Source organism: Actinocrinis sp., from assembly GCF_035653575.1.
Taxonomy (GTDB): Bacteria; Actinomycetota; Actinomycetes; order Streptomycetales; family Catenulisporaceae; genus Actinocrinis.
In genome coordinates this window covers 14206-37950 of the sequence record NZ_DASRBQ010000019.1, presented here as the reverse complement: position 1 = coordinate 37950, position 23745 = coordinate 14206, and the positions used below count along the sequence as shown (strand labels likewise).

22 protein-coding genes and 1 pseudogene are annotated in these 23745 nt (G+C 70.3%); 4 read left to right on the top strand and 19 right to left on the bottom strand.

Annotation, left to right across the window (positions count from 1 at the left end; translation table 11 throughout):
- Positions 1 to 395: 395 nt before the first annotated feature.
- The 11 genes and pseudogenes from VFA06_RS02990 to ffh all read right to left on the bottom strand — a co-directional run bounded on the left by VFA06_RS02990 (position 396) and on the right by ffh (position 8911).
- On the bottom strand, positions 396 to 881 hold the full coding sequence (locus tag VFA06_RS02990; RefSeq protein ID WP_324838804.1) for a YraN family protein: 486 nt from the start codon (positions 879 to 881) through the stop codon (positions 396 to 398).
- A gap of 173 nt (positions 882 to 1054) precedes the next feature.
- A complete protein-coding gene (locus VFA06_RS02985; RefSeq protein WP_324838803.1) occupies positions 1055 to 1363 on the bottom strand; it encodes a DUF2469 domain-containing protein in 309 nt (102 codons plus the stop codon).
- A 12-nt stretch (positions 1364 to 1375) separates the two neighbouring features.
- A complete protein-coding gene (locus tag VFA06_RS02980) occupies positions 1376 to 2164 on the bottom strand; it encodes a ribonuclease HII (protein WP_414639811.1) in 789 nt (262 codons plus the stop codon).
- A gap of 40 nt (positions 2165 to 2204) precedes the next feature.
- Positions 2205 to 3302, bottom strand: coding sequence for a signal peptidase I (gene lepB, locus VFA06_RS02975; protein WP_414639809.1), 1098 nt, complete (start codon positions 3300 to 3302; stop codon positions 2205 to 2207).
- A 250-nt stretch (positions 3303 to 3552) separates the two neighbouring features.
- Positions 3553 to 4179, bottom strand: a pseudogene (lepB, locus tag VFA06_RS26020) (signal peptidase I); the annotation flags it as partial.
- A 166-nt stretch (positions 4180 to 4345) separates the two neighbouring features.
- Positions 4346 to 4699 (bottom strand): 50S ribosomal protein L19, encoded by a 354-nt coding sequence (gene rplS / locus VFA06_RS02965; protein WP_324838800.1) that lies wholly within the window; start codon positions 4697 to 4699, stop codon positions 4346 to 4348.
- Positions 4700 to 4852: 153 nt separating this feature from the next.
- The gene (gene trmD, locus VFA06_RS02960; protein ID WP_324838799.1) at positions 4853 to 5767 is read right to left on the bottom strand and encodes a tRNA (guanosine(37)-N1)-methyltransferase TrmD; all 915 of its coding nucleotides are present in this window, start codon (positions 5765 to 5767) and stop codon (positions 4853 to 4855) included.
- A 21-nt stretch (positions 5768 to 5788) separates the two neighbouring features.
- Entirely contained in the window at positions 5789 to 6331 is a 543-nt protein-coding gene (gene rimM / locus VFA06_RS02955; protein ID WP_349260030.1) for a ribosome maturation factor RimM, read from the bottom strand.
- 70 nt (positions 6332 to 6401) lie between these two features.
- A complete protein-coding gene (locus tag VFA06_RS02950; RefSeq protein WP_324838797.1) occupies positions 6402 to 6641 on the bottom strand; it encodes an RNA-binding protein in 240 nt (79 codons plus the stop codon).
- A gap of 4 nt (positions 6642 to 6645) precedes the next feature.
- Complete coding sequence (gene rpsP, locus VFA06_RS02945) at positions 6646 to 7098, bottom strand: 30S ribosomal protein S16 (RefSeq protein ID WP_324838796.1); 453 nt, start codon at positions 7096 to 7098, stop codon at positions 6646 to 6648.
- A gap of 268 nt (positions 7099 to 7366) precedes the next feature.
- Positions 7367 to 8911: a signal recognition particle protein gene (gene ffh, locus VFA06_RS02940; protein WP_324838795.1), complete on the bottom strand. Its 1545-nt coding sequence runs from the start codon at positions 8909 to 8911 to the stop codon at positions 7367 to 7369.
- 264 nt (positions 8912 to 9175) lie between these two features.
- Between ffh and VFA06_RS02935 the strand changes: the two genes are divergently transcribed.
- Positions 9176 to 10096 carry an exonuclease domain-containing protein gene (locus VFA06_RS02935; RefSeq protein WP_324838839.1) on the top strand — a complete coding sequence of 307 codons (921 nt, stop codon included), beginning with the start codon at positions 9176 to 9178 and terminating at the stop codon, positions 10094 to 10096.
- A 124-nt stretch (positions 10097 to 10220) separates the two neighbouring features.
- Here the strand turns inward: VFA06_RS02935 and VFA06_RS02930 are convergent, their stop codons facing one another.
- From VFA06_RS02930 to VFA06_RS02910, 5 genes are all read right to left on the bottom strand, one after another.
- Positions 10221 to 11831, bottom strand: a complete 1611-nt coding sequence (locus VFA06_RS02930; protein ID WP_414639810.1) for a purple acid phosphatase family protein — start codon at positions 11829 to 11831, stop codon at positions 10221 to 10223.
- Between the two features lie 238 nt (positions 11832 to 12069).
- Positions 12070 to 14613 (bottom strand): [protein-PII] uridylyltransferase, encoded by a 2544-nt coding sequence (locus VFA06_RS02925; protein ID WP_324838838.1) that lies wholly within the window; start codon positions 14611 to 14613, stop codon positions 12070 to 12072.
- 148 nt (positions 14614 to 14761) lie between these two features.
- The gene (locus VFA06_RS02920; RefSeq protein WP_324838793.1) at positions 14762 to 15100 is read right to left on the bottom strand and encodes a P-II family nitrogen regulator; all 339 of its coding nucleotides are present in this window, start codon (positions 15098 to 15100) and stop codon (positions 14762 to 14764) included.
- A gap of 2 nt (positions 15101 to 15102) precedes the next feature.
- Positions 15103 to 16497: an ammonium transporter gene (locus tag VFA06_RS02915; protein WP_324838792.1), complete on the bottom strand. Its 1395-nt coding sequence runs from the start codon at positions 16495 to 16497 to the stop codon at positions 15103 to 15105.
- A gap of 220 nt (positions 16498 to 16717) precedes the next feature.
- Entirely contained in the window at positions 16718 to 18325 is a 1608-nt protein-coding gene (locus VFA06_RS02910; protein ID WP_324838791.1) for a hypothetical protein, read from the bottom strand.
- A gap of 440 nt (positions 18326 to 18765) precedes the next feature.
- Between VFA06_RS02910 and VFA06_RS02905 the strand changes: the two genes are divergently transcribed.
- The 3 genes from VFA06_RS02905 (at position 18766) to VFA06_RS02895 (ending at position 21027) form a co-directional block, all read left to right on the top strand.
- The gene (locus VFA06_RS02905) at positions 18766 to 19527 is read left to right on the top strand and encodes a bifunctional DNA primase/polymerase (RefSeq protein ID WP_324838790.1); all 762 of its coding nucleotides are present in this window, start codon (positions 18766 to 18768) and stop codon (positions 19525 to 19527) included.
- A 146-nt stretch (positions 19528 to 19673) separates the two neighbouring features.
- Positions 19674 to 20267, top strand: a complete 594-nt coding sequence (locus tag VFA06_RS02900; protein WP_414639808.1) for a type IV toxin-antitoxin system AbiEi family antitoxin domain-containing protein — start codon at positions 19674 to 19676, stop codon at positions 20265 to 20267.
- The gene (locus tag VFA06_RS02895; RefSeq protein WP_324838788.1) at positions 20257 to 21027 is read left to right on the top strand and encodes a nucleotidyl transferase AbiEii/AbiGii toxin family protein; all 771 of its coding nucleotides are present in this window, start codon (positions 20257 to 20259) and stop codon (positions 21025 to 21027) included. Before VFA06_RS02900 ends, VFA06_RS02895 begins: the two co-directional genes overlap by 11 nt.
- Positions 21028 to 21255: 228 nt before the next feature.
- Here the strand turns inward: VFA06_RS02895 and ftsY are convergent, their stop codons facing one another.
- From ftsY to VFA06_RS02880, 3 genes are all read right to left on the bottom strand, one after another.
- Positions 21256 to 22446: a signal recognition particle-docking protein FtsY gene (gene ftsY, locus VFA06_RS02890; protein ID WP_324838787.1), complete on the bottom strand. Its 1191-nt coding sequence runs from the start codon at positions 22444 to 22446 to the stop codon at positions 21256 to 21258.
- A 77-nt stretch (positions 22447 to 22523) separates the two neighbouring features.
- The gene (locus tag VFA06_RS02885; RefSeq protein WP_324838786.1) at positions 22524 to 23315 is read right to left on the bottom strand and encodes a hypothetical protein; all 792 of its coding nucleotides are present in this window, start codon (positions 23313 to 23315) and stop codon (positions 22524 to 22526) included.
- Positions 23312 to 23599: a hypothetical protein gene (locus VFA06_RS02880; protein WP_324838785.1), complete on the bottom strand. Its 288-nt coding sequence runs from the start codon at positions 23597 to 23599 to the stop codon at positions 23312 to 23314. The genes VFA06_RS02885 and VFA06_RS02880 overlap by 4 nt, the downstream gene beginning before the upstream one ends.
- Between the last annotated feature and the right edge of the window lie 146 nt (positions 23600 to 23745).

The window sequence follows — 23745 nt, the reverse complement described above, 5'->3', positions numbered from 1 at the left end:
GCGGCAAGGCTGCGAACCCGTTGCGCCCTTGCGAGCGCAGCCCGAACGAGTGCCGCGCTGACGAGGCCACGAGGCAGCGAACCGGATGCCGCCTTGGCGTGACCGGCCAGGCTGGCCAGCAACTCGGTGCAGCAGCGGCCAGCGCTGGGCAGCGTGTGCTGAGGCTGGAGCCAGGTGCGACCTGTCCTAGCAAGTAATCGAGGTCGCGAGCGGGTGCGGCCTCGGCACGGAGGTCACGCCGCACCGAGCGCGGGGCCGCGAGCCGGATGTGGTGATCGCACGACTGGCCAGCTGGACCGGCTGGTCGGCAAACCGGCTGGACGGGCTGGCGAGGTCGTGGGCTCGGTGCGGCTCCTCGTTCGGTGCGGAGTCCGGCTCGATGGACGGTGGACGTGCTACGCCACGCCGACGAGGTGGTCGAGGCTGCGCAGCGGGTAGGGCGGGCGCGGGCCGGTGCGGATCGCGATGACGTCGATGCGCAGGCGGGCGGCACGGTGGAGGGGTGGGGAGGCGCCGCGTTGGTGTTCGTGGAGCCAGCGGGCTGCGAGCAGCCTTAGCCGCGCGGCTTTCTCTCGGGTGACCGCCTGTGCCGGGTGCGCGAGGAGGTCGCCTGCGCGCGTTTTGACCTCGCAGGCGACCACCGTGCGGCGGTAGCGCGCGACGAGGTCAAGTTCGCCGCGCAGGTCGGGGTCTCGGCACACCCAGTTGCGATCCAGGAGCTGATAGCCCGCGCCGAGCAGGTAGTGCGCCGCCGCCTCCTCGCCGTATCGGCCAAGCCAATGGCCCCACTGCCAGCTGCCGGGCTGTTCGCGCAGACCGCTCGTGACGCTGAACTCGCCGCGCGTGCGGCGGTGTGCCGCGAAAACTGCCGCCGTTCCCATCGTGCTGCCCCGCTTTCCCGTTCCCGTGGATCCGGCTCGCGCCGGTGCCGGACCTTCCCGGCAAGATCCACAATGCGGGATCGAGAGGGAAAATGGGGCAAAAATTCCTCGGACTGTGGATAACTTTGACGAGATGGGGTCTGACCAGGGGTTACGTTTCGGCGAGGGCGGCCTTAGTCGGTGGGGACTTCCAGGTCCGCCTTGGCCAGCTCCTCGACGTTGACGTCCTTGAACGTCACGACCTTCACGTTCTTGACGAAGCGGGCCGGGCGGTACATGTCCCAGACCCACGCGTCGGACATGGTGACCTCGAAGTAGACCTCGCCGTCGGCCGAGCGGACGTCCAGGTCGACGTGGTTGGTGAGGTAGAACCGCCGCTCCGTCTCCACGACGTAACGGAAGAGCCCGACCACGTCCCGGTACTCCCGGTAGAGCTGAAGCTCCATCTCGGTCTCGTACTTCTCGAGATCCTCGGCGCTCATTCCCGCGCTCCCCTAAAAGTCCAGTCGAGCTCGTGAACCGGCTTCGGCGACTACGCCGAAGTCCAGGAGATCGCCCTGGGCGGCCTGGGCGCTCCCCTTCCCATTCTGACCCACAATCGCTCCGGCGGTGTCCTGTCCCGGGTCTCCCCCTTCCGCCACGGGACACGGACGCGCTCCGGGCACGTTCGCGTAGGAGCGGCGGTGCTCGGGGCACGGCCCGTGCTCGTCCAGGGCCGCCTGGTGCGCAGCCGTCGAGTACCCCTTGTGAGCTGCGAAACCGTAGACCGGGTGGGTTTCGTGCAACTCGACCATGATCCGGTCGCGGGTGACCTTCGCTATCACCGAGGCCGCAGAGATGCAGGCGGCCAGCCGGTCGCCCTTCACCACGGCCTGGCTGCGGATCGCCACACCGGGCACCGCGAAGCCGTCGAACAGGACCAGGCCCGGCGCCTGCGACAGGCCCGCGACGGCCTGACGCAGCGCCGCGTAGTTGGCCTGCTGCACGCCCATCCGGTCCACCTCGGCGGCGGGGATGATCGCCACCGCCCAGGCCGCGTGACTGACGATCTGCTCATATGCCCGCTCCCGGGCGGCGGCGGTCATCAGCTTCGAGTCGTTGAGGCCGTCCGGCCGCAGGTCGGGAGGCAGGATGACGGCGCCGGCCACCAGCGGTCCCGCGCAGGCGCCGCGTCCCGCTTCGTCCGCACCGGCTACCGAGGCGAAACCGTGAAGGCGCAGCGCCGCCTCGTACCCATAGAGGTCCTGCTCTCCACCGAGGGTCGGCGGTAACGGGATGCCCAAATCGAGGGGCTGCTGGAGCGCTGACACGTAATCAGATTAGCTACTCGTGCGCCTGTTGAGCCTTCCGAGCAAGCTTGCGCAGCTTCCGACGCCGACGCAGCAGCGTCACGGGCAACGCGCCGACCATCGCCACGGCCGGGACACCACCGGGAGCGGCAAGCGTGGACAGGCCGGTCTGCTTGAACGTGTTAGGCACCGGCAGCGTGCCCCAGTGGCTGATCGGCCAGATGACCAGATCGGCCCGGCCGACGACCGCGCTGACCGGGATGGTGCCACCGTTGAGCGACTGGTGCGCACGGGAGTCCTCGGAGACGCCGCGGTGGTCACCCATGACCCACAGCCGGCCCTGCGGGACCGTGATGTCGAAGGTGCCGTCCTGGCCTGAGCCCGGCGAGTCGCCCGGATACAGGTACGTCTCGTCGAGCGGTACGCCGTTGACCGTGATCTGGCCCTGCGCGTTACAGCACACCACGTGGTCGCCGCCGACGCCGATGACCCGCTTGATCAGGTCGCCGTTGTCCTGGGGCAGCACGCCGACAAAGGTGAGCGTCTTGGTGAGCCAGTTGCTGCTTGACGTGGTCTCCTCCGGGCCGAGCCAGCCGCCCGGATCCTGGAAGACGACAATCTGGCCACGCTGCGGCTGCCCGCCGAGCCACACCGAGGCGCGGTTCACCAGCACCCGGTCGCCGATCGCGAGCGTGTTCTGCATCGAACCGCTCGGGATGAAGAACGCCTGGACCAGGAAGGTCTTGATCAGGAAGGCGAGGAAGAGGGCGAAGACGACGAGGAACGGCAGTTCCACGATGAACGGGCGCGGCTTCTTCGGGAACAGGAAGCGCCACACGGCCACGAACGGCAGGAAGACCCAGCCGAGCGCCGAGCGCGGCTTAGCGGCCCCCTCCTCGCCTCCGCTGCCGTCCGGCTGCGGCTGGTCCGGTTCCTTGGCCCCGGGCTCCTCTGCGGCTCCTGTGTGCCCGTTGCGGCCGGCTGCTGACGACTCCTCAGACGCCGCGGTCCCTGCATTCGGCGTCTGCTCGGCGAAGCCTGCGTGCGCCGCGAAGCCATCCGGCCCCGGGAACCCGCCATCGCCACCGTGTCCGCGCGAACCGTCCCCATCGGTTCCACGCCCACCGGTCACCGTCCCGGGCTGCCCCTGTGCGCCCAGTGCGTCCGGTCTGTCCAATGCCACGTCGCAACCTCGTGTCTGTTAGGAACCGTGTCGACCTAGCCCATCGCCACCCTCGCCGGCCCAGCAGCCGCACCGGGAACGCCCCGAGGAGCGCCGCGGTGGCAGGCAGCGCCGGAGCCGGCGGGAACCCGGCCAACGCCTTCTGGTGAAAGGTAGCCGGAACACCCAGCCCGCCGGCGCGGCTTGGCGGCCAGATCAACACGAACGCGTGACCCACCACGTCGCTGATTGGCACAGTACCGTCAGATCCGCCGGTCATGTGGTATCTGGAATCTGCCGAATCCCCGCGATTGTCACCCATCACCCAGATTCGCCCGGGTTTGACGGTGACGTCGAAACGGATCGTGGAAGGCTGCGCGCCCGGGAAGAGGTACCCCGTCTCGTCGAGCGGTACGCCGTTGACTGTGATCCGACCCTGTGCGTCGCAGCAGACGACACGATCTCCGGGTACCCCGATGACCCGCTTGATCAGATCGTGTTCGTTGGCCGAGGGCAACAAGCCGACGTAGGTGAAGACGCTCTTGACGTCACGCACTATCGGGTTGTCCGAGGCCGGCGTGGCCGTGCCCTCAAGCCAGCCGCCGGGATCGTGGAAGACCACGATCTGGCCGCGCTGCGGCTGGGCGCCGAACCAGGGCGAGAACTTGTTCACCAGCACCCGGTCGCCGGGCATGATCGTGTTCTGCATCGACTGCGACGGGATGAAGAACGCCTGCACCATGAAGGTTTTGATACCGAGGGCGAGCAGCAGGGCGATGCCGAGCAGGATCGGAATCTCCCGCCACAGCTTGATCGGCTTAAGCCGGCGTCGCCGCCCCTTCGCCACGCCGATCCTCCAGTCGCCTCGCACCGCGCCGCGCGCTGGTGTCACCAGCCTCGCAGACTACCGATTCCGCCTGAAGAAAGGCGAACACCCCCGGTTCCCGAGGGTACCGAGGGTGACACGGGAAAAGTAGGCCGCCGGTTCTGCGGAATCCGGCGAACCGGCCGAACTACCGCGCGTAGTCGACCTTCTCCTTGATCTTCGCCTTCTTGCCGCGCAGGTCACGCAGGTAGTAGAGCTTCGCACGGCGCACGTCGCCGCGGGTGACGACCTCGATCTTCTCGATCACCGGGGTGTGCACCGGGAAGGTGCGCTCCACGCCGACACCGAAGCTGATCTTGCGGACGGTGAAGGTCTCGCGCACGCCCGCGCCCTGGCGACGGATCACGACGCCCTTGAACACCTGGATCCGGGAGCGGTTGCCCTCGACGACCCGGACGTGCACGTTGAGGGTGTCACCGGGGTTGAACGCGGGTACGTCGGAGCGCAGCGACTGAAAGTCGAGCTCGTCTAGCTTCTGCATCGTGGTCTCCTCGCAGGTGCCACAGGTCACCCACGGCTTCAGTGGTTTGCGTAATCGTCGGGCCTCGACCGTGCTGCGCGCTTCGCTCCCCCCATGGCAGGAGTGGCGCGGACCGCAGGGTGACGCGGCCGGTCGGGCCGACGGGTCAGTCTCTCACGCGGGGGGCTGATCGGCGAAATCGCCCGGTGCACCGTCGTTGGTTACACCGTCGTTGGTTACACCGTCGTCAGGTACACGGTCGTCCGGTGCCTTGTCTTCAGTGGCACGGTCCGGTACCAGGCGGTCGTCCTCGATGTGCCAGCCGAGTGCGGCGAGCGCGATGCGGTCCTTCTTGTCGAGCGCGGCCGGGTCGAGCCTGGCGAGCAGTTCGGGCCGATGCGCGGCCGTTCGCGCGAAGGCCTGGTCGCGGCGCCAGCGGGCGATCGCGCCGTGGTTGCCCGAGGTGAGGATCTCGGGCACGACGCGGCCGCGCCACTCGGCCGGCTTGGTGTACACCGGGCCTTCCAGCAGGCTTTCCATCGCGCCGGCGGCGAAGGAGTCGTCACGGACCGATTCGGCGTTGCCCAGGACACCGGGTAGCAGCCGTCCGATCGCTTCGACCATGACGAGAACGGCGACCTCTCCCCCGGCCAGCACGTAGTCACCGATAGACAGCTCTTCTACGGGCATCCGCTCAACTGCCGAGTCGATAACGCGCCGATCGATGCCCTCATACCGACCGCAGGCGAAGATCAGCCATGGTGACTCGGCCAGCTGCGCGGCTTTGGCTTGGGTGAAGGGGCGGCCGCTGGGCGTCGGTACGACCAGCGTCGGCAGCAGCTCAGGTGACTCTGGCGCGACGTCGGCGATTACCGTGTCGAGCGCCTCGCCCCACGGCTCAGGCTTCATCACCATGCCGGGGCCGCCGCCGTAAGGCGTGTCGTCGACGGTGCGATGGACGTCGTGGGTCCATGAACGCAAATCGTGCGTGCGGACTTCCAGCAGTCCGCGGTCCGCGGCCTTGCCGATGAGCGAGACACCCAGCGGCGCCAGGTATTCGGGAAAGATCGTGATGACGTCGATACGCACGGGACCGCCTGCGGACGCTGCTCAGGAGTCCGCGGTCGCGGGCTTGGGCGGATCGGCCAGCTCGAGCAGGCCCTCTGGCGGATCGACCAGGACGGTCTGCTCCTCCAGATCCACGTCGGGCACGATCTCCTCGACGAATGGGATGAGCACCTCGCGGCCGTCCGGCCGGGTCACCGCGAACAGGTCCTGCGTGGGCAGGTGCAGCATCTCGGCGACCGTGCCGACTTCCTGGCCGTCCACGGTCACCACGCGCAGTCCGACCAGCTGATGGTCGTAGAACTCGTCTGGGTCATCCGGCAGCTCGTCCGGATCCACGTTGACGATGAGCATCGTGTTGCGCAGGCCCTCGGCCGCGGTACGGTCCTCGACGCCTTGGAACCGCAGCACCAGACGGCCCCCCTGCACCCGCCCGGAGGCGACGGTCAGCGGACCGCGGCGGGCCGGGTCGGTCTCCAGCACGGCGCCGGGCGCGAACCGCAGGTCGGGATCGTCGGTACGTACCTCGACGGTGACCTCGCCGCGCAGGCCGTGGGCCTTGCCGATACGGCCGACGACGAGCCGCAGCTTCTCACGCGGCTCGCCGTCGTCGTGTCCGTTCGCCGTCATCTGATCGGCAGACATCAGGTCCGCGCGCTCAGCGATAGCCCGGCGCTTCGACCAGGTCGATGCGGACCGAGCGGCCCTCGAGCGCGCCGATCACGGTGCGCAGCGCCTTGGCCGTGCGGCCCTGGCGCCCGATGACCTTGCCCAGGTCGTCGGGGTGCACCCGGACCTCGAGAATCCGGCCGCGGCGCAGCGCCCGATCCCGGACGACCACCTCGTCCGGGTGCTCGACGATGCCCTTGACCAGGTGCTCAAGCGCCTCTTCCAGCATCGGCTCAGGCCTCGCTGCTCGCGGCGGGGGTCTCGGTCTCGGCCGGCTTGGCGGCGGCCTCCTCGGCCGGCTTCTCGGAACGCTTGCGCGAGGCGGTGGTGGCCGCCTTGGGCTCGTTCTCGGCCTCCTTGTGCGCGGCCTCGAACAGCGCCTTGCGGTCCGCCTTCGGCGCGGCGACCTTCATCGGCGGCGGGGCGGGCAGGCCCCGGAACTTCTGCCAGTCGCCGGTGACGCGCAGGATCGCGGCGACCGACTCGGTCGGCTGCGCGCCGACGCTGAGCCAGTACTGGACGCGGTCCGAGTTCACCTCGATGAAGGACGGGTCCTCCTTCGGGTGGTACTTGCCGATCTCCTCGATCGCGCGGCCGTCCCGCTTGGTGCGGGCGTCGGCGACGACGATGCGGTACTGCGGCGTGCGGATCTTGCCCAGACGCTTCAGCTTGATCTTGACTGCCACGGGAGTGGGATCTCCTGGATTCGTAATTCGGTTGGGTGGCCGAGCCGCCGCGTGGGGATTGCGGTTTCCGGCCTCCCGGCGGACGCGGAGCCGGCGGAGAGAGGGGCCGCGCGGTCCGAGTACTCGACCTGCCATTCTGCCAGACCGCAGGGGGTGCGAATTACCAAACCCCGGAAGGTCGGTATGGCGAACTTCCCCCGGTAACGCCTAGGGCGTCCGGAGATGCGTTACCGGACGCCCTGACGATCGCCTCGTCGCCTGCTCAGGCTCAGCCGAGCATCTTCTTGATCTCGTCCGGCAGCTCGAAGTCCCCGCCGGGGTTCGGCAGCTGTGGCAGCGCCGGACCCGCGGCCGCGCGCTGCGCCTTGGCCTGCTCCTCCGCCGCGCGCTTGACCGGGTTGCCGGAGCGGCTGCGGCCCTTCTTGTTGCGGGCGGCCTGCGCGTTGGCCTTCTGCTTCGCGGACATCCGGCGGCCGCCGCCGGGGCCGAAGCCCGGGATGCCGGGGATGCCGCCGCGACTCATCGTGCGCATCGCCTTCTGCGCCTCGAAGAACCGCTCGACCAGGTTGTTGACCGCGGAGACCGAGACGCCGGAGCCGCGGGCGATGCGGGCCCGGCGGGAGCCGTTGAGGATCTTCGGGTCCTTCCGCTCGGCCGGGGTCATCGACCGGATGATCGCGCTGACCCGGTCGATCTCCTTCTCGTCGATCTGGTTGAGCTGCTGGCGCACCTCGGCCATGCCGGGCAGCATGCCGAGGATCTTCTGCATGGAGCCCATCTTGCGCAGCTGCTCCATCTGCGCGAGGAAGTCGTCCAGCGTGAAGGAGTCCCCGCCCATGATCTTGCGGGCCATCTCTTCGGCCTGCTGGGCGTCGAAGGTGCGCTCGGCCTGCTCGATCAGGGTGAGCACGTCGCCCATGCCGAGGATCCGGGAGGCCATCCGGTCCGGGTGGAAGACGTCGAAGTCCTCGAGCTTCTCGCCGTTGGAGGCGAACATCACCTGACGGCCGGTCACCTGCGCGACCGAGAGGGCCGCGCCGCCGCGCGCGTCGCCGTCCAGCTTGGTGAGGACCACGCCGTCGAAGCCGACGCCGTCGAGGAAGGCCTGCGCCGTGGTGACCGCGTCCTGGCCGATCATCGCGTCCACGACGAACAGGATCTCGTCCGGGCTGACCGCGTCGCGGATGTCGGCGGCCTGCTGCATCAGCTCCGCGTCGATGCCCAGACGTCCGGCGGTGTCGACGACCACGACGTCGTACATCTTGTCGCGGGCGTACTGGATCGAGTCCTGCGCGACCTTAACCGGGTCGCCGACGCCGTTGCCCGGTTCAGGCGCGAATACCGACACACCGGCCCGCTCGCCGACCACCTGCAGCTGCGTTACCGCGTTGGGCCGCTGAAGGTCCGCGGCGACGAGCAGCGGGCTGTGCCCTTGCCCCTTGAGCCAGCGGCCGAGCTTGCCGGCCAGGCTGGTCTTACCGGCGCCCTGGAGGCCCGCGAGCAGGATCACCGTCGGCGGGCGCTTGGCGTATCTGATCCGGCGGGTCTGTCCGCCGAGGATCGAGATGAGCTCCTCGTTGACGATCTTGATGACCTGCTGGGCGGGGTTGAGCGCCTGGGAGACCTCGGCACCCAGGGCCCGCTGCTTGACCGCGGCCACGAACTGGCGCACCGCGGGCAGCGCCACGTCGGCTTCCAGCAGCGCGATGCGAATCTCGCGGCAGGTGGCGTCGATGTCCTGTTCGGACAGGCGGCCCTTGCCGCGCAGGGACTTGAAGGTCGCTGCCAAGCGGTCGGAAAGCGTGTCGAACACGGCGCCGTCAGATCCTCGCTGCTTTGAAGGGACTGAAGTTGTTGCGTACTGCTTTGCCTAAGCGGAGCGCCGGCCACGGAGCTCTCGAGCGGTCCTCGAATGCTCCCGCCGAAGCGGCTGAAACAGTGGCGTCCCGCGAACGGGCACGCGTGCGTCTCGGTCAAGGGTATCCGTTGGCGCTGCGTGGCCGGATCCGCGGCGGCCGAGTTGTCGGTGCTGTCGCCTATGGTGAGGTTCAGTCAAGCAGAGAGGTCGGTGGCGGCCATGGCGCCGAACCGGTACGCCGGTGCGTGTAAGACCTGTGGGGAGATGGTTCCCGAGCAGGGCGGCGAGCTGCGCAAAGAGTCGGACGCGTGGGTCGTCTACCACGTCGCCTGCCTGCCCGCGCCGGCTCCCGGCTGGCACTCCGGACTGATCGGTTCCTACGACTGCGAGACGACCGGGACCGACCCGTTCTCCGCGCGGCTGGTCTCAGCGGCCTTCGTCACCTCGACCGGCGAGCGGCACGAGTTCCTGGTCGATCCCGGCGTGGAGATCCCGGCGGAGGCGGCCGCGGTGCACGGGATCAGCACCGAGCAGGCCCGCGCGCACGGCACCCAGCCGGCTGAGGCGCTGGAGCGGATCGCCGCGCTGCTGGCCGCGCACCTGGCCAAGGGCGCTCCGCTGGTGGTTTTCAACGCGCCCTTCGACCTCACCCTGCTTGAGGCCGAACTGGAGCGGCATGGCCTGCGGGCGCTGCGGGACCGGGTCGCGGCGGTGGCCCCGATCGTGGACCCGCTGATCATCGACCGGACCATGGACCGGTTCCGCAAGGGCAGCCGGACGCTTGAGGCCCAGTGCGCGCACTACGGCGTGACTATCGAGAACGCGCACGACGCCTGCGCGGACGCGGTCGCCGCGCTGGAGGTGGCCCGCGCGCAGGCGGCGCGGTACCAGGAGGTCGCGGAGGCGAGCCTCACCGAGTTGCACGCCCGGCAGACGACCTGGAAGGCGGCCGCCGAGGCGGATTTCGCGCAGTACAAGGCCCGGCGCGGCGAGCCGTTCACCCCGGAGCCGGGCTGGCCGGTCCGGATCCCGCGGCCGGACGAGGCGCGCGGTGTGCAAGGTATGCAAACCGCGCGGCCTCACCAGCCGGAGGCTTCATCCGGCGCCGCGGCTCCCTCCGGGGCGCCGTCCGCCGTCTGAGCGGGCCTGAGCAGCTAAGACGCCCGGCTCAGGCCCGCCCGCAGCGGCTAGCTAGCTGCACTGCCCCTGTCGCTGCCCGTCGCGCCGCGTGCCACCGCGTATCGCCGCGCGCGAGCCGTCAGCCTCAGCCGTCGGAGCGCTTGCGGTGCAAGGTGAAGGACTCAAGCGGCGCGATCGCCCCGTCCGGCTGCGCCACGGTGTAGTAGGTGACCCGGATCGAGGTTTGCCCGCCGGGCCGGTTGCCCGGGTCCACGTCGAAGGCCGCGAAGCCGTAGGGGTGGGTCAGGTCGCGGAAGGCCGACCAGACGGCCTGCTCGAAGACGTAGGTCGGCGTCTTCTTGCCGTTGGCGCCGACCGCGCCGACCGCCGTGATGACCTTGCCGGTCCCGTTGGTGAAGAACTTCGAGTTCGATGGCGAGTTCGTGCCACCTCCGCCGAGCACCATGTGCACGGTTCCCTGCGAGGTGTCGATGTCGTCGGTCGCGGAGGAGACCGGGTTCGGGGTGAGCGTCTCGGAGCCGGACACGGTGCCGCGCACCGCGAGGGAGCGCTCGTAGTCGTGCTCGTGCCCGCAGAGCACCAAGTCCACCTCGTACCGGTCGAACAGTGGTCCCCAGTTCTGCCGGATGCCCAGGTCGGCGCCGTTCGCGTCCGAGGAGCTGACCATCACCTGGTGCATGCAGACCACGATCCAGTCGATCTGCCGGGAGGCGCGCGCCGCCTTCAGCTGCCGCTCGAGCCAGGCGCGCTGCTCGCCGCCGCTGTAGCCGTTGACGTACGAGTCTCCGGCGTCCTGCAGCGCCACCTCGTCGTTCTGCAGCACGATGACTCGGACGCTGCCGGCCGTGAACGCGTACCACAGACCGTTCCAGTCGGCCGAGCCGTTGCCCGGCAGCGCGAAGCGGGTGAGGTAGGCCTGGTAGCCGATCGGGCCGTTGCCCTTCTCGTTCTCGTGGTTTCCGGCGGCAGGCATCCACGGCCGGTAGCGGGTGGAGCGGGTGTTGTTCGCGAAGAACGAGTTCCAGGTGCGCACCCGGTCGTTGGAGAGGTTCGCGTAGCAGAGGTCTCCGTTGAGGAGGTGGAAGAGCGGCTGGACCTGCTCGATGCCGTGCACGATGTCGGCGGCGGCGGGCGAGGCCAGGCCGCTGATTCCGGCGCTGTACGTACCGGATCCGGCTCCTGGCAGCCAGCCGACACTGGGTACCGACTGGTCACCGAAGCTGGTGAACGTGAACGGTGCGCGGCCGGTCGGTGCGGTACGGAACGTTCCGGCGTCAGGCAGTACGCCGTCGCCGAGCGCTGCGTAGACGTAGGTCGTGTCAGGGTGCAGGTTCGTCAGGTGCGCGTGGTGAACGTAGACCTCGCGGTTGCTGGCGGCGTCGATGTACGTACGGGTCTCGGCCTTAGCCTCGTGACCGAAGCCGTCCTCTGGCGTGCCGTACCGCACTCGGGCCTTTAAGATCGGCGTGACGCTGGACCAGGACACGAACATCTCACGCGACGGGTCCGCCCCGAACGTAAGGTGCAGGCCGTCCACCGGCGGCGCGCCAAGCTTCTCCGGCTGACGCCACAGCAGCGGTGACGTGGCCTGGGCTGCGGTGGTCACGCTCGATACGGACACAGCCGATGCGGCCGAGGCCGGAGCGGCGACGGCCACCGGCGCGCCGGCTAGCGCACCGCCGACTACAGCCGCACGCAGCGCGGAACGGCGGCTGAATCCGCCCTTCTCCGGCAGCGTCGCCTCAGACTCGGTGCTCTCGACTGTGCGGCTCTCCGAAGCAGCAGTGACAGAACTGGTGGGCTCCACGGGACGCCTCCTGGCGGGACGGCACGGCCGACTCGTTCACGGCTCGTTCTCGGGCTCGCCGCGACGCTATCCCGCGCCTGAACTGCCGGTGTGAACGCGAGGTGAAGCGCTGTCCAAATCTTCGGCGGTTTAGGAATCCGGCCGCAAAGCGCTGGTCCCGTGCGGGTCAGGCACCGAGCGCAGACCTGATCCGTTCGGCCACGCGCTCCGCGTCCTGAGTGGCGAGCCGGGCGCCCTCCGGGCCAGTGAGGTAGAACACGTCGATCGCTTCAGCGCCGAGGGTGGCGATACGCGCGGTGGCGATGTCCGCCCCGGAGGCCGCGATCGCGGAGGCGACCCGGTGCAGCAGGCCGGGCGTGTCGCCCGCGCGGATCTCGATCACCGTGGCGACCGCCGAGGCGTCTTCGAGCACTGTCACGGACGGCGGCTGGGCCAGCCGGGCACGGCCCACCGGGCGATGCTCCGCCTCTCGGGACGCGACGCGCGCGGCCAGGTCGAGCCGTCCGCCGAGCGCTGCGCGCAGGTCGGTGCGCAGCCGCGCGATGTCCGGTAATTCGCCGTACTCCGCGGCGACAGTCCAGCGCTGCACCGCCCACAGCTCCCCGCCGCCGCTCCCGCCAGCCACCGCGCTTCCGCCAGCCGCTGCGTTACCGCCGGCCGCTGCGTTACCGATCGGCCCGCCTGGTACTGAACCGACCGTCTCGACTTCGGCGGCGAGGATCCGCACATGCCGCAGGCTGAGCACGCCCGCGACCGTCGCCAGCACCCCGATCTGGTCCGGGAGCGCGACATCGAGCCTTGCGACGCCGGCCGCCCCGGGGGCCAGTGCCAGCACCGCCAGCCGGTCGGGCGACGCGGCCGCGCGCGCGGCGAGCGCGGAGCCGTCGAATGCGGGAGCGGCGGCCAGTGCATGTCCGGCGAGCCGGGCACGCGCGCGGTCCGCGAGCCCGCGCAGCAGTGCCTCGCGCCAGCGGCTCCACACCGCCGGCCCGGTCGCCTCCGAGTCGGCCTCGGTGAGTGCGTGCAGCAGCGCGACGAACTCGGCGGCGTCCACGGAGCCACTGGGCACGTCGGCGGCGGCCAGCAACGCGTCTAGCGTCGCCGGGTCGTCCGGGTCCCGGTTGACGGCCAGCTGTGCCAGCAGCAGATGGTGGCGCACGAGCGCGGCGAGCACGGCGCTGTCCGCGGCGTTGAAGCCGAGGCGCGCGGCCAGGCCGACGACGATTTCGGCGCCGGCTTCGCTGTGGTCGATCGGTTCGCCGTTCTCGCCGTGCAAGCCCTTGCCGAGATCGTGACAGACGGCTGCGACGAGAAGCAGGTCCGGCCGGGCGACTCGTCGCGTGCGCTTGGCCGCCTGGACCGCAGTCTGTACGGAGTGCCGGTCGACGGTGTGGATGTGCAGTGCGTTGCGTTGTGGCAGCGACCTGGTTCGCTCCCACTCGGGCAGCAGTCGGCTGAGCAGCGAGGTGCGGTCCAGCGCCTCCCACACCGGGACGAGGCCGGCCCCCGAACCGAGAAGGCGCACGAACTCCTCGCGGGCCGCACGCGGCCAGGGAACCGGCAACGGCGCGCCCTCCTCGCCGAGGCGGCGCAACGCTGCGGGCGCGAGCGGCAGTCCTGCCGAGGCCGCTGCCGCCGCGGCACGCAGCAGCAGTACCGGGTCACGCGCCGGGTCTGCCGCGAGCGCGAGGGTCGCCTCCCCGTCCGCCGCGACGACACCGTCCGCGAGTGGTGTGCGCTGTGTCGCCGCGCCGCGCCGGCGACCGGACCACGTGCGCTGAGCCAGCACCTGTTCGATCCGCCGCCACGCCACATCGCAGGCATACGCGATGGTGCGCGCGGCGTCGGCGACCTCGGCCAGCAGCTCGTCCGCGCCGCCGCTGAGCCCCAGCTGCGCCGCTACGTCGTCCTGCTCCTGGAGCAGCAGCCGATCGGCAGCCCTGCCGGTGGTGATGTGCAGCGCGTCGCGCACGTCGAGTAGGCGGGCCCGCGCGGCCTCCGGTTCGCCGTGCGGGATGTCGGCGAGCCAGGAGGCTGAGATAGCGGTTAGTGCGTAAGCGTCGCGCAGGCCGCCGATCGCCTCCTTGAGGTCGCCTTCGAGCCGGTAAGCCAGTTCGCCGTGCAGTTCGAGGCGTTCGGCGCGCGTGGCTTGCACTTCGGGCAGCCGCTTGGCCGCTCCGGCGCGCCAGTCGGAGAGCGCGGACGTGCGCAGCCCCGCCGTCAGCGTGGGATCGCCGACGATGTGACGCGCCGTCAGCAGGCCGAGGGCGACCGGCAGGTCCTCCTTCGCCATGGATCGCGCCTCGCCGATCGTGCGCACCGAGTGGTCGAGCTTCACCTTCGAGTCCCAGACCGGGTACCAGATCGCGTCGGCGAGCTTGGCGATCCGGTCGGACTTGTGCGAGCCGTCGTGCAGCAGCAGTACGTCCAGGTCGCTGCCCGGGGACAGTTCCGAGCGGCCGTAGCCGCCGACGGCCACCAGCGCGACGCCTGTGCCGTGGACCGTGGCTCCCGCCTCCCCGCCCCCGGCACGCAGACCGGCGGCGGCGAGCGCGTTCGCGAACAGCTCCGTCAGCCACGCATCGGCCGCCTCGGCGAGCGCGCCGCGCAGCTTCGGCCCGCGCAGCCCGGAGGCGATCAGCTCGGTGCGCTGCTCGGCGTATCCCATGCGGCCTCTCCGCTCGCTCCCGTTCCGGTTCTGCTCACACAGCGGCTCTGCTCACACCGCGGTCCTGCGGCTCGCACTGTGGTCCTGCGGCTCGCACTGCGGCCCTGCTCGTTCCACGCTGCCACGTCGCCCCGGCACGCGGACGGGCGGAGACCGGATCCGGCCTCCGCCCGCTCACCCCGCCTGTGACTTAGAGCGCGTCCGCTCCGCGCTCGCCGGTGCGCACCCGCACCACCGACTCGACCGGAGTGACCCACACTTTGCCGTCGCCGATCTTGCCGGTCTGCGCGGCCTTGGCGATGACGTCGATCAGGGTCTCCACGTCGTGGTCCTCGACCAGCAGGTCCAGCTTGATCTTCGGCACCAGGTCGATGGTGTACTCGGCGCCGCGGTAGACCTCGGTGTGACCACGCTGGCGGCCGTAGCCGGAGGCCTCGGTGACCGTCAGCCCGTGCACGCCGAAGGCCTGCAGCGCGCTTTTAACCTCGTCCAGCTTGTATGGCTTGATGATCGCGGTGATCAGCTTCATGGTCAGGCTTCGACCTTCTCATCGGAGGACGCGGCGCCGATCGGCTCGGCCGCCGCAGCGGATGCCGGTGCGGTCGCGGCGGCCACGCTCACCGCCGCGCGGTGCAGGGCGCCGCTGAGGCCGCCCCAGTCGTACGCGGTCTCGGCGTGCTCGGTCTGGTCCACGCCGGTGATCTCGGCCTCTTCGGTGACCCGCAGGCCGATGGTCTTGTGCACGACGAACGCCAGGATGAGGGAGACCAGGAAGGAGTAGGCGAACACGATGCCCGCTCCCTCGGCCTGCGCCCACAGCTGGTCAAGGCCGCCGCCGTAGAACAGGCCCTCACGCGCGCCGTTGGTGTAGGCCCCGACCTCGATCGGGTCGGCGAACAGGCCGATCAACAGCGTGCCGAGGATACCGCCGACCAGGTGGACGCCGACGACGTCGAGCGAGTCGTCGTAGCCGAACTTGTTCTTCAGGTTGATCGCGTAGGCGCAGACGAAGCCGGGGATCAGGCCCACGAAGATGGCGCCGATCGGGGAGACCGAGGCACAGGCCGGGGTGATCGCGACCAGGCCCGCGACCGCGCCGGAGGCCGCGCCGACGGTGGTGAACTTGCCGTGCTGGATCTTCTCCGCGGCCAGCCAGCCGATCACCGCGGTGCAGGTGGCGACCTGGGTGTTGAGGAAGACGACCGAGGCCTGGCCGCTGGCGGTGAGCGCGGAGCCGGCGTTGAAGCCGAACCAGCCGAACCACAGCAGCGCGGCGCCGAGCATTACGAACGGCACGTTGTGCGGACGCATCGGGTCCTTGCGGAAGCCGACCCGCTTGCCGATCACCAGGGCGCAGGCGAGAGCGCCAGCACCGGCGTTGATGTGGACCGCGGTACCACCGGCGAAGTCCATCACGTGCAGCTTGGCGTTGATGAAGCCGTTGGGCGAGAAGACCCAGTGCGCGACCGGGAAGTAGATCAGCGTGACCCAGCCGAGTACGTACACGCTCCAGCCGACGAACTTGGTACGGTCGGCGATCGCGCCGGAGATCAGCGCGGGGGTGATGATCGCGAACATCAGCTGGAAGCAGGCGACCGCGAACAGCGGCACGCCGGTCGAGCCGTAGATCCCAGGGTGGCCGGAGCTGGCGCCGGTGGCGATGCTGTGCATGCCCCACTGGGTCAGACCGCCCCAGAAGCCGCTTCCGCTCGCGTCATTCGCGTTACCGAACGAAACCGACCATCCGTACAGCACCCATGCCACGGTGACGATCGCAATACAGATGAAGTTCATCATCAGCATGTTGAGCACGCTCTTGGCGCGCACCATGCCGCCATAGAAGAAGGCGAGCCCTGGCGTCATCAGCAGCACGAGCGCTGAGCTTGCCAGCACCCAGGCGGTGTTACCGGAGTCAAGAGTTGGCATCGTTCACGTATCCTTCGCGAGGCCCGCCCGGCGGTCCGGCGCAGCGGCCAGGACCGTAACAGGGTCGTGTCAGTGGAGGGTTGCGCACAGTGGGGTGCCGACCGCGCGGCCGACCGTTCACAGGGGGGTGACGCCGTTGTCCTGCGCAGAACCATCGCCGCGAGCCGTTACCGCTCACGGCGCGTGATGTTTCACTGACGTGACGGATTGCTCAAACTGGTTACGAGCGTGTGAACGCCTGGAGAGGGAGAGCCGCCGCCGGGATCGGGAAGGCGCCGGGCCCCGGAGCGGGGTCGCGCAACCGCTCGGTGAGCTCGCGCAGAGCGGGCTCCTGGGGGAAGCGTTGCCGGGCGCGGGCCAGTACTTCGCGCAGCCGTTCCTCGGTCTGCCGCGACCTTAGCCGGACCGCGAGCAAGCAGGCCGTACGCAGGGCGTCGGCGGCTGAGGCGGCGTCGGCGAGCAGCGTTCGGGCGTCCGCGAAGCCGATCAGCGCGGCCACGTGGCCACGCAGCTGCGAGGCGCCCTCGCGTTCGTAGAGCAGCACCGCGGCCTCAAACTCGGCGGCGGCCTCGGTGGCCGCGGCCGGAACGCGGTCGGCCAGGTCGCGGAAGGCCTGGCCGAGCTCGGCGTGTAAGGCGGCGGTGGTGTAACCGGCGAGCCACTCCGGCGTGTGGTCTTGCGCACGGCCAAGCTCGTGTGAGGCAGCGGCGCGCTCCGCGGCGTTGCGGCACTGTTCGGCGCGGCCGAGCGCGCCGTGGGCCCGCGCCTCGACCGCCTCGATCAGCGCGCAGGCCAGCGGTTCGAGTTCGCCGCGGGCTCCGGCCCGGCCGACCGCGAGCAGGTCGAGGGCGTCCTGGGCGCGATTGAGATGGATCAGCTGGCGGCCCATCGCGGCCAGGATCCCGGCGGCCAGCGACCGGTCCCCCGCCTCCTTCGCGCAGTGCAGGCCGAGGATCTGGTAGCGCTGCGCGGTCGCCTGCAGGCCAGAGTCCAGCGCCATCTCCCCGGCCAGCAGGGCGAGTTGCGCGGCGATGCGAAACAGTCGCGGCTGGACGCTCTCGCGGGCCGGCGCGGTCTCGCGGAACTGCCGCAGCACCTCGGCGACCTCGTAGAGCTGGCCGACCACGGCCGCGCGCCGGATTCCGCCGCCGACCGCCGCGTCCCACTCCCGGAAGGTGCGCGCCGCCTCCTCCAGCTGCTCGACGAGGATCGCGGTGCGGTTCAGCCGCGGCCGGCCGGCCAGGCCGACGCCGCCGGTCCTGCCGAGGCCGCCCGGCGTGGCGGCAGCTCCCGACGCGGTCGCCGTGCCGGCCGCACTCGACACGGTGACCGCGTTCATCGGGGCGAGCGTCCCCACGGCGCCGGCCGGGCCCATCGTGCGCACCATCGGCGCGGGCAGCAGCCAGCGCTTGACCGGCTCGACCAGCGCGGACCCGGCGGCCAGCGGTGGAGCGCCGCCCGCGCCGCGGCGCCCGAGTATCAGGTCACTGCGACAGAACTCCGCGAGCAGCTCGGCGGTGCGCTCGGCCGACCAGGGCAGGTCGGTCAGCGTGCCGGCGATCGGGCTGGCCGGTTCGCGCAACCCGAGGTCGCTGAGCGTGACCACGCAGCCGAAGCGCTCGCTGAACAGCTCGGTCAGGATCCGCGGGATCGGGTCGCGCGGCTGCTCGCCGTCCAGCCAGCGGCGCACCCGGGAGGTGTCGGTGGCGACGTGCGTCGCGCCGAGGTCCCGCGCCCGCCGGTTCACCAGCCGGGCGACCTCGCCCTTCGACCACCCGCTGCGCAGGAACCAGGAGGCGAACAGCTCGTTCGGCAGCCGCTCAGGCACCGGCCCGCCCCTCCCATACATGCCATGCGTCGTCTGCGTCTGAAGCCGCTTGTGACCGCTAGTGAACCCCTAGTGAGCTGAACGTAACCGCTCGACTGCGGCGTTCGCAGCGGAATCTGCAAATGCGCCAGGATTCGCCACCCGGCCTCCGGCGCGTCGTTTTGTCCCCCCGACTAAGGTCTATTGCGGGAGGTTGTTCGCCATCGCTCATTCCGGTGAGGGGACGGAACCGGAGCGCGCGGCAGTAACCGAATCGGGGCGTCACAGTTGAGAGAGGCGTGACGACGATGCGTGGCCAGCTCGGACTGGGCGCTCTCCTACCGCGCCAGGCCGCGCGCCGCCGTGCCGCCGGCCAGAACGCGGCCGGGGCGGCAGCGCGTGCAAATGCAGCCGATAACGAGGCCGCAGCGCGTGCACGGGGCTTGATCGCGCCGGAACGCTTGCACGCACGCGACCGCGTAGCGTCCGCACCCGACGCCGAAGCCCAATCGGCACGGCAGATCGCGCCCCGCACGAGCGCGGGTCTCGGCCTCGCGATCGGCCCGGCCCCGAGCGTGCGCACCAGCGCCGCGTCCCGCGCGCACGCCATCGGCCGCCCGCGCACGAGTCCCAGCGCGAGCACTCCCCGCACCGCCGCGTTGCGTTACGCCGCCTGGAACTGGCCGATCACGCCGAGCCCTGAGCAGGCGCCGTCCACGGACCTCGAGCAGGTCTTCGCGACGTGGTCGCGGACGCCCGAGTCGCCGATCCTCGCAGCATGCGGCATCGCCTTCGACGTCATCGAGGCCGACGCGACCGCCGGCCGCACGGCGCTGATCCGCCTGGACCGCCTCGGCGTGCAGCTCGGTCCGGTGCTGGTCACCCCGCGGCCCGGCGAGCGTACCCACGGCGCGCGCATCAGCTTCCTCGTGCGGGTCGGCACGTCCGCCGCACTCAGCCCCCTGATGGATCCGCGCACCGGCCCCGCCCTGCTCGGCGCCGGCAGCCATGTGGAGCTGCCCAAGGTCCTCGAGCAGGCACAGTCGCAGTCGCAGCTCCAGCTGCACCTCGCCCAGCGCGCCGCCGCGCCGACCCCGGCCGATCCGTTCTGGCTGCGCGCGCCGAGCGCGGCCCGCCCCACGCTCCCCGCGGCCCACGTGGTTCTCGGCGCCCTCGCCCTCGCACCCCGCCGCGCGTTGGCCGGCTCGCTGCCGACCCGCTAGTCGGTTTGGGTCGCGCGGCGACCAAGCCGCAAGGCGCTTCACCCCATTGACTATAATGAGCGTAGGGTTCAAGCCTACGGTGGTGATAGATGGCCCGAGCGGCGACCGCACTCCCTCCGGCGCTGGCGCGGCGGGATAATCGGATCTTGCGGACTGCGGAAGCGGGGCTCGTCTATGCGCATCCCCGCCCCGAACTCAGGCGACTTGTCGCCAACGGTGTGATCACTCGCGTCGCCACCGGCTACTACGTGCTGAACCCGCAGAATCGGCTCGGCGATCATCGCTGGCGGCCCGCGATCGAGGCTGTGGCGCTCGGCATCGGGCAGGCCGATTACAGCCGGGACGCAGTGGCGCTGATGGGTGTCACCGCGGCGCGACACCACGGCGCCATTCCCCGCGCTCTGGCGACTGCCGTCGTAGCAGTTCCCAAGCAGCGCCCCCGGCTCGTCACGACCGCAGGCGACGTCGTTTTCGTCAAGCGCGATGCCGCGAAGCTCGACCTAGAGCGCATCACCACCGAGCTGACAGCTGGCTGGGTCACGACAATAGAGCAGACGATGCTTGATCTTGCCGCGAGACCCGAACTGGGAGGCCAACCTGCCACGGAGGCTTTCGACGCCATTCGGGCCTTGAACTCGCGCGCCGATGCCGATCTACTCACCGAACTCGCCCACTCACAGCACCGGCCATCGGCATTGCGCACAGTCCGCGACCTGATCGGAACTGCGGATGCTGTCTGACGCCGAACTCTCCGAGACGGCAGCCGAGTTCGGCGTCGCCGAGGATCAGGTTCGCCGGGACCACCTCATCAGCCACCTGCTGCGCGCAGTGGCACACGTCGACTCGCCGCTTACGTTCTTCGGCGGTACTGCGTTGGCCCGCACGCACCTCACCGATCCGGCACGGGGCGGCCGACTGTCGGAAGACATCGACCTGCATACTCCGGAGCGCGCGCGGCTCGCATCGGACCTCGACTCGGCGTTGCCGCGCGCATTGCGACGCGAGTTTCCCAGCCTGGCTTGGGATCCCGCGCTAAGCCGAACCAAACACCTTGAGCCGGCAAGCCTGGTGACCGGTGATGGATTGCGCGTCCGCGTCCAACTCATCGACAGCAGAGATCACCATGAGCTGCGGTCCTGGCCTTCAGAACAGCGCGAAGTCAGCCTCCGTTACAGCGACCTGCCGACGTCGGTAACCATGTCGGTTCCGACACTTCCCGCCTTCGTCGCGATGAAGACCGTCGCGTGGCTGGACCGCCGCACGGCCCGAGACCTCTATGACCTCGCGGCTCTCGCGAATCTCGGCGCGATCACGTCCGAGGCGGCCGACCTGTACCGTCGCGTCGCCGGCGTCCAGATCACGCCGCACTATTTCGACCGCCAGGCGTGCGGCGACTGGGAAAGCCAACTGCGCCATCAGACCTTGGATCCCGGGACGCCCGAGGCTGCGCTTGCCACAGTCATCTCGGCCTTCGCTCACGTGCTGGGCTGGGATAAATAGGGGCGCGCGAAGGTCCCGATCGACGTCTCGAACTACGGACGCCAGCGAGACCGTCCTCACTGACGACGAGTGCGAAGGGAGCGGAGCGGCCGAGCGTCAGCGAGGGTGCGGAGCGTCTGGGGCGGGAGGGCGGGCAGCCGTAGGCGTTATGGCCAGCCGCAGGCGTGCGCGAAGACGCCGAGCCGCCAGGCGAGGCGGAGCGGCCCAGCGTCCCGGCGAAGCCGCGCCTTACTGGCCGATCAGGGCGTCCACGAAGGCGGCGGGCTCGAAGGGGGCCAGGTCATCGGCGCCCTCGCCGAGGCCGACGAGCTTGACCGGGACGCCGAGCTCTCGCTGGACCGCCACGACGATGCCGCCCTTTGCGGTGCCGTCGAGCTTGGTCAGCACGATGCCGGTGATGTCCACCACCTCGCGGAAGACCCGCGCCTGGACCATGCCGTTCTGGCCGGTGGTCGCGTCGAGGACCAGGAGCACCTCGTCGACCGGGCCGTGCTTCTCGATCACGCGCTTGACCTTGCCGAGCTCGTCCATCAGGCCGACCTTGGTGTGCAGCCGGCCCGCCGTGTCGATCAGGGCCGTGTCGACCCCGTTCTCCTTGGCCTGCTTGACCGCGTCGAACGCCACAGACGCCGGGTCCGCGCCTTCCGGGCCGCGCACCGTGGTCGCGCCGACTCGCTCGCCCCAGGTCTGCAGCTGGTCGGCCGCCGCCGCGCGGAACGTGTCCGCGGCGCCGAGGACCACCGTTCTGCCGTCGGCTACCAGGACGCGGGCGAGCTTGCCGGTGGTCGTGGTCTTGCCCACGCCGTTGACGCCCACGACCATGACGACCGCTGGTCCCTCGCCCTCCGGGCGCAGCGAGCGCACCGTGCGGTCTGTGTCCGGGCCGATGAGCGTCAGCAGCTCCTCGCGCAACAGGTTGCGCAGCTCATCGGGGGTGCGTGAGCCGAGGACCCGGACGCGGGTGCGCAGCCGCTCGACCAGCTCCTGGGTCGGCGCGACGCCGATGTCGCTGGTCAGCAGCAGGTCCTCGATCTCCTCCCAGGTCTCCTCGTCGAGCTTGTCCCGGGACAGCAGGCTGAGCAGGCCCTTGCCGACCGCGCTGTTGGAGCGGGCGAGGCGGCCGCGCAGGCGTACCAGGCGGCCCGCGGTGGGCTCCGGGACCTCGAGCGGCGGCGCGGTCTGAACGGGCGGCGCGGTGGGAACCGGCGGGGCGGTGGGCGCCTCGACGGGTGGTGCTTCGGGGGCGAGTGTGGCGGTCGACGTTCCCCCGGCCGGGCGCTCCTCGACCTGCGGCGCCGCGGGCTCCGCGGGCGGCGGCACCTGGCGGCGGGCGCGGCTCCCGCTCACGAGGTAGTTGGCGAGCACTCCGATCACCGCCAAGGCGAGCACGACGGCGATGACGATGATCACAATCTCCATGAAGCCATTCTCTCAAGGCGTGGGGGTTGCCGGGGCCACGCCGGCCGCGCGCGGAGGTAAAGCGCTCGGGAGGAGGATCACAGCGCGGACGTCACGCCCGGCGCGAGGTCGAAGACGAACCGCATCGCCTCGATCCGCTTGAAGCCGCGCACCGTGTCGAGCACCTTGATCACGTCCGAGTACAGCGCGCTGAGCTTGCCGCCGATGGTCGCGATCTTCTTGGCGACGTACGTCAGCTCCATCTGGACCTGAGCCGCGGCCACCGGTGTCACCGTCCCGGCCGTCATCAGTTCCGCGACGATCAGCCCACCGAGCGAGCCGAGCAGCAGGTTGATCAGCATCTGCACGGTGCTCTCCGCCAGCTGCGCCTCGCTGCGCACCGCCTTCAAGCAATCCCGCGTCGTGCGCACGCATCCGGCGAGGACGTCGAGTTCAGCGAGATAGGCGTCCAATGCGGTGCCGAATCGCTCGGCCTCGGCGCCGGTCCAGGTGGCGCGAACCGGCTGCGCCGCGGCTCGGATCGACGCGGCGACAGCCTCGATCTCGTTGAACGCCGCCTCCCAGGCCCGCTCGGCTGCTAGGAGTTCGGCGCAGTCGCCGGTGAGCCGTTCGAGCGCGTGGAAAGGGTTTGGCGCGCCGGTGTGTTCGCAGACCCAGTAGATCAGCTTCTTCTCCAGCGTGCCGAGGCCGGGCACCGGGATGCTCGGGATGCGGACGTGCGAAAGATGCGTTCGGCCGATCTGCGCTAGCGCAGCTTCGTCGATCGGGTCGTGGGCGTGGTCTCGATAAGCCTCGGGCGATTGATCGGCCCCAGCCTCACAGGCGCGGTCGTAGCGATGGGTCCAGTGGTGGGTACGCGCGCGGCTCACGAGGCATCTGCCGGGCAGCTGGGAGTCTGCGCGAGTGGGGCGTCGGCGGTGAACTCGGTGAGTAAGTGCTCGATGACGGCGCGGGCCTCGCCGAGGTTGTGCTCGGTCGCGGGTAGCCGCTTGTGGTATGCGTCGCGCACCTTCGCCGCGTCGATGAGCTTGCCGAACGCCTCATCGTGGACGCGGGCCGCTTCGAGACGGCCCGATATGCCGGCGAGGCGTTCGGAGGCGGACGTCAACGCTTCAACGAGTGCGATGACGGCGGCCGGTTCGACGCCAGACATCGTTCTGATAGGAGCCGGCCTGACGACGGCTGTCTTGATCGCGGCGTTGTCGGTTTCTTCCGGCACGATTCCCCCTGCCGACGTCCTCCCGTACGTTACGGGACGGGAGGATATCGCCTGGGGCGGACAGATCGGCAGAGCTCAGA

Coding starts and splice junctions, on each gene's coding strand:
- VFA06_RS02990 (WP_324838804.1), bottom strand. CDS start 881: ATGGGAACGGCGGCAGTTTTCGCGGCACACCGCCGCACGCGCGGCGAG.
- VFA06_RS02985 (WP_324838803.1), bottom strand. CDS start 1,363: ATGAGCGCCGAGGATCTCGAGAAGTACGAGACCGAGATGGAGCTTCAG.
- rplS (WP_324838800.1), bottom strand. CDS start 4,699: ATGCAGAAGCTAGACGAGCTCGACTTTCAGTCGCTGCGCTCCGACGTA.
- VFA06_RS02950 (WP_324838797.1), bottom strand. CDS start 6,641: ATGCTGGAAGAGGCGCTTGAGCACCTGGTCAAGGGCATCGTCGAGCAC.
- VFA06_RS02935 (WP_324838839.1), top strand. CDS start 9,176: ATGGCGCCGAACCGGTACGCCGGTGCGTGTAAGACCTGTGGGGAGATG.
- VFA06_RS02920 (WP_324838793.1), bottom strand. CDS start 15,100: ATGAAGCTGATCACCGCGATCATCAAGCCATACAAGCTGGACGAGGTT.
- VFA06_RS02915 (WP_324838792.1), bottom strand. CDS start 16,497: ATGCCAACTCTTGACTCCGGTAACACCGCCTGGGTGCTGGCAAGCTCA.
- VFA06_RS02895 (WP_324838788.1), top strand. CDS start 20,257: ATGCTGTCTGACGCCGAACTCTCCGAGACGGCAGCCGAGTTCGGCGTC.
- ftsY (WP_324838787.1), bottom strand. CDS start 22,446: ATGGAGATTGTGATCATCGTCATCGCCGTCGTGCTCGCCTTGGCGGTG.
- VFA06_RS02880 (WP_324838785.1), bottom strand. CDS start 23,599: ATGTCTGGCGTCGAACCGGCCGCCGTCATCGCACTCGTTGAAGCGTTG.